We start from the raw sequence: 4,354 nt of genomic DNA on the forward strand, positions 1-4,354 counted from the left end.
GTGTCATCGGGGACTGATTGAGCCTCGTTCGGATCTTCGTGACTCACGCCCTGCCCCGCCGTTCTGTTGTCACCGATAACCACACTGTCATTACCATAATGTCCGATTATGGAAAGTGGCTTTTAAGGCGGTGGCACGGGTGAGGGGATGTGCCACCTGATCCATTTAGGTGTCACACATTGTATCTCGTTGCTCTCGATTATCATTGGATATATATTGATGACCTCGAAAACTCTTACACAATTGAGCGTCACATGACCGTCCAGATCAACATTACGCCAAAAGGTCGCATGAGTCTGCCCGCAGACATTCGCAAGCGCTTGGGCCTTACGGATGGCGGTGCGATCTATCTTGATGAAACCGACGATGGCGTCGTCCTGCGCACCGCCGCACAGGCGGTGGCGCGCGCGCAGGCCTTGGCCAAGCGCTATACCGGCGATAATCCCGACAGCTCGGTCGAAGCCTTCCTGGCCGGTCGCCGGGAGGATAGCGGCGAATGACCGACATCGTGCTCGATGCCTCCGCGCTGCTCGCGATGCTCAAGGGTGAGCGCGGCGCCGCCAAGGTGGCGACCGCCATCGCCGGCGCGCGGATCAGCGCTGTCAATTACGCCGAAGTCATCAGTCACTTCGTGCATGCCGGGATGCCGGAGCACGAAGTGGACGCGATGCTCGATCCGCTGCCTTTAACCGTTGTGCCGGTCGACAAGGCTTTGGCCCAACTCGCCGGCCGTCTGCGCGCGGTGACCTCAAGTGCCGGTCTGTCGCTTGGCGATCGCTGCTGCCTCGCCCTCGCCCAGCGCGACGGCCTTCCTGCCTGGACCAGCGACCTCGCTTGGAAGACCGTCGCAGATGTTGTCCAAGTGAAGATCGTCGCCATTCGCTAAATCGGAAGGCGGCTTTCGACCGAACAGCGTTTGGGCATTATGCCCACGGCATATACGGCATCGCTTGCTCCCGCGCACAGCGGGCGTCCAGTTTTGCAAGCTCCGCGGCGACATCAATATGGCGCAGTTCCGGATGGCCTGCCATTCTCGCTACCCGTTCTCGTAAACGGCGCGGCCATCGGGCGCTGCGGGAAATCAGCATGGCCTGCAAGGTCGGGAAGGCCCACAGCAGCAACCACTCCAGATCCCGGGGCTGGTTGCCGGCCTCCTCGCGAACCGAACTCCGGCCAGCTGGCGGCCGCGGCGCAAGCAAAGTTTGCACGGCACTCAAAACCCAGGCCCGATAGACCGGCGACAGCTCACAATAGAAGGATGGCGAAAAGGTACATGGGCGGTGATCGCGCACCCAGTGACGATGTGGGCGACTGAATGAATTTATCAGACTTCCCGTACCGATTTGCGGAGCAAGCAAGGCCCATGTCAGATCACCAACCACATCCAGCATCTGCCGAGACGTGACCGGACCCGCCCCTGTAAGATAAGCGTTCTGCCCCAGGATCGCCCGACGCAATTGACGTTCAAAAGCCATCAGCCGCGCAAAGCGCACGCCGTCCGGCTGCCAGGTCTCGCTCGCCGCATACCTGGGAGCAAACTTACCGGGATTTCTAGGAGCATGGCCGCAATCTGCACAGACAAACTCAACAGGATCGGCGTAGACAAAGCGCGGCTCGTGCCGAGGATCGCAATTATCGCAAAAATCGTGACGCCATGAGCAATGGCGATGGCAGAAATTGAGCGGGAGCGCGGTTTCACGGTCAAGGTAGGCGCCGCCGGACCGATGCGCTTCGTCGAGGCATTGACGGCACCAGTTGAGGTCCAGGTTTCCCCTCATACGCCCGCCGCGACCGGGCGCCGGCAACCAATTCACGACGAGCCGAGGCCATACCTCAGCAAGCTGAAGCCCTCGGATATCGGCGGGTTCAGCGCGGCACGCCGTTATCACTTGCGCGGCTTCATCCTCCTGCCAGGTAACGTCCGGCCGGTTTCGCGGCATAGCCCCGTTCGGCGCCAGCCAATCCAGGAGTTGCGGAGTTTCCAGGTCGTATTGGGCTGCGGTTCGCCCAAGCCACGACGAGACCAACTCGCAAGGTCGGGGTCGAGGCGCGACCGGCAACACTGTTTTCGCTTCAATGCGCCGTGCGGCTCCCATAGCTCGCGTTCCTTTCGCCCCGCCGACGGACCAGGCTTTTCATGCTGACGGAAGGCAAAACCAAATCTTCCGCATCCAGGTCGCTGGCCGTTATGCGCTCAGCGCCGGTTTCGATCGCTCTGACCGCCAGCGATTCTACCAGGCGAAAGATCCGTCCAGTATTCCCGTCACTGAGATCCAGAATGCCGAGACGACAACGATCGCCCGTCAGCTCGGACGGCTGACGGAGCGGCAAAATGGCCCCCATGGTCTGGAGCAAGTCGCGGAACGCCTCATCGTCTCGCCAACGCGTGAGTTCCACAGCGTCGAACCGTTCGGCCAAGGCGGCGTCGGTCAGCAGCGCGGCTCGGGCCTCGTGATTGCCCGTACATACGATGGGAATTTTCAGGTCATTCGCGAAATAGCGCAGCGTGTTGAGAAAAATCCGCTGCTGACGCGGCGTACAGGCGAGCATGTGGTTGATCTCGTCGAGGATCAGCATGCGCGCGCGGACCTGGGTCATAACCCGGCGGGCAAGATGGCGCGCGCGGCTGATTTCAGTGCGGCCTTCCGACCAGGCAACCTTGCCAGCGTAACCGGCGCCCAAAGCTTCGAGCAGCTCCCCGTAAAACTCCCCTTCGGTCGGCTGTGGTGGCAGTTGCACCGCGACCACCGGGATGGTGGCGACGCCAATCCTGTCATCGAAGCTGCGGGGGTTTTCCATCTCGAACCGCTCGACGATGCGGGTCTTCCCCATTCCGGTCTGTCCGAAGATCAACAGACACGGCATGCGGGTTCGGGCCGGATAGGTGAACATCGCCTCGAGGGTTGCCCGCACCGCCTCCGCCTTCGGAAAGCCGAGCCAGCGATCCTGCCGGATCCAGGCAATGCGCTCTGAATCGGGGCGTCGTGCCCGTTGCCGATAGCCTTCGGCGAGATGTGTCGCAGATATCATCGCCGCATCTCCTCGACGACGAAAGGAAGCCGCGCCGGCTCTTGCAAAGTGACCTTGTCTTCCAACAAAGGCTCCTGCGGCTTCTTCTCGGTGGAGACGGGGAAAACGGATTCACGCGCACGATGCGCGTCGGAGAGCGCTTTTCGGGTGCGCTGCAACGCAAGCCGCGCGGCCTTGGTTTTATGCGCGGCTTCAGAAATGATCGCACGCTGCGTTTCCACTGCAGCGAATATCAGAGCCTCATTGCGCGCGTCCAAACCCTTGGCTCGGATGGCCTGCACCGCCTGCCTCTGTTCCCAGCGCGTGATCGCCGGGCGCCGCAGGTCGCGATAGGGCACTTCCAAATGATCGCCGTCAGGCAGTTCCAGCCACACACGCGACAAATCGCGCGGGTCCCAGCGGACCGCCATGCGCTGTCCGTGCCGAGTGTACCAACATGGGAGGGCATCGTCCCAGTAATGCGTGTTGAAAAGCTCTATTCCATTGGGCGTCACGGCGCGGCTCGCGCATGGCAGGAAGTCGAAAAGGAAACAACCAGGATCGAGCGGCAGGCGCATGAGTTCTGGCCGCCGGGCTATCGCCTCATCCCACGCCAATGAGGGCGGGATGCCGAGGCTGCGGTGACGTTCCGCGTGATAGGGGCCGATGATCTGGGCCGTCAGCCAGGCTTCCAGCTCAGCCATGGTCATGCAGGCCCGCCCATCCGCGTCATACTCCCCTTTCTCCAGCACATTCGAAAAGGTCGTCCCTGGTAACAGGTGCACCGCCCCCATCATCGTGCCGATCAGCCGCTCGATATGCCCGCCAAAGTGCGGCCGCTTGATTGGCCGGTACTCTAGCTCGATGGAATAGGTGCGGCAGCCGCGCCTGAGAGCTTCGCTATGATGCTCTCGCGCATTATCGAGATGGAGTCGGTCCATCAGGCCATAGTTCGGCCAAGCGCAGCCAAACCGCGTTCAGCGAGCCAATCATCCTTGGGCAGCACTGCGTGGCGCATGCACATGCCCACCGACACGGCGGAGGGCGCCAACAGGTCCAGATGGAATCCCGGTATCGTCCGGCTCGCAATGTCGATCATCACGGTCAGCCATGGGCGACCGATGGGCTTGCGATACAGATCATCGACGACGATCACATCAACGAGTGTGTGATCCGATTGGACCACTTCGAGTGCGAAGCCCGCTTCCATCGCAGCGCGATTGGGCTCCCATCGATCATTGGCTGCCTTAGAGCCCGCCCCGAAAGTTGTTGAGCAATACCAGCCATTTATGATTCACGCCGTCCTGCGAGAGATGGAGTGATCAATGGCATGGACTGGTATTGC

6 protein-coding genes are annotated in these 4,354 nt (G+C 61.3%); 2 read left to right on the forward strand and 4 right to left on the reverse strand.

Going from position 1 to position 4,354, the window contains the following annotated elements; translation table 11 throughout:
* Positions 1-254 precede the first annotated feature (254 nt).
* A complete protein-coding gene (locus ADT71_RS00560) occupies positions 255-500 on the forward strand; it encodes an AbrB/MazE/SpoVT family DNA-binding domain-containing protein (protein ID WP_054434180.1) in 246 nt (81 codons plus the stop codon).
* Positions 497-886 (forward strand): type II toxin-antitoxin system VapC family toxin, encoded by a 390-nt coding sequence (locus ADT71_RS00565; RefSeq protein WP_054434182.1) that lies wholly within the window; start codon positions 497-499, stop codon positions 884-886. Before ADT71_RS00560 ends, ADT71_RS00565 begins: the two co-directional genes overlap by 4 nt.
* Before the next feature lie 37 nt (positions 887-923).
* Here the strand turns inward: ADT71_RS00565 and ADT71_RS30900 are convergent, their stop codons facing one another.
* The 4 genes from ADT71_RS30900 to ADT71_RS00580 are packed head-to-tail and all read right to left on the reverse strand — an operon-like array spanning position 924 to position 4,219.
* The gene (locus ADT71_RS30900) at positions 924-2,096 is read right to left on the reverse strand and encodes a TniQ family protein (protein WP_334182240.1); all 1,173 of its coding nucleotides are present in this window, start codon (positions 2,094-2,096) and stop codon (positions 924-926) included.
* On the reverse strand, positions 2,074-3,030 hold the full coding sequence (locus ADT71_RS00570) for a TniB family NTP-binding protein (RefSeq protein ID WP_054434185.1): 957 nt from the start codon (positions 3,028-3,030) through the stop codon (positions 2,074-2,076). Before ADT71_RS00570 ends, ADT71_RS30900 begins: the two co-directional genes overlap by 23 nt.
* The gene (locus ADT71_RS00575; protein WP_054434187.1) at positions 3,027-3,950 is read right to left on the reverse strand and encodes a Mu transposase C-terminal domain-containing protein; all 924 of its coding nucleotides are present in this window, start codon (positions 3,948-3,950) and stop codon (positions 3,027-3,029) included. The genes ADT71_RS00570 and ADT71_RS00575 overlap by 4 nt, the downstream gene beginning before the upstream one ends.
* Positions 3,950-4,219 (reverse strand): hypothetical protein, encoded by a 270-nt coding sequence (locus ADT71_RS00580; RefSeq protein ID WP_054434189.1) that lies wholly within the window; start codon positions 4,217-4,219, stop codon positions 3,950-3,952. Before ADT71_RS00580 ends, ADT71_RS00575 begins: the two co-directional genes overlap by 1 nt.
* Between the last annotated feature and the right edge of the window lie 135 nt (positions 4,220-4,354).

Origin of the sequence: Novosphingobium sp. ST904 (genome assembly GCF_001298105.1) — a bacterium.
Taxonomy (GTDB): domain Bacteria; phylum Pseudomonadota; class Alphaproteobacteria; order Sphingomonadales; family Sphingomonadaceae; genus Novosphingobium.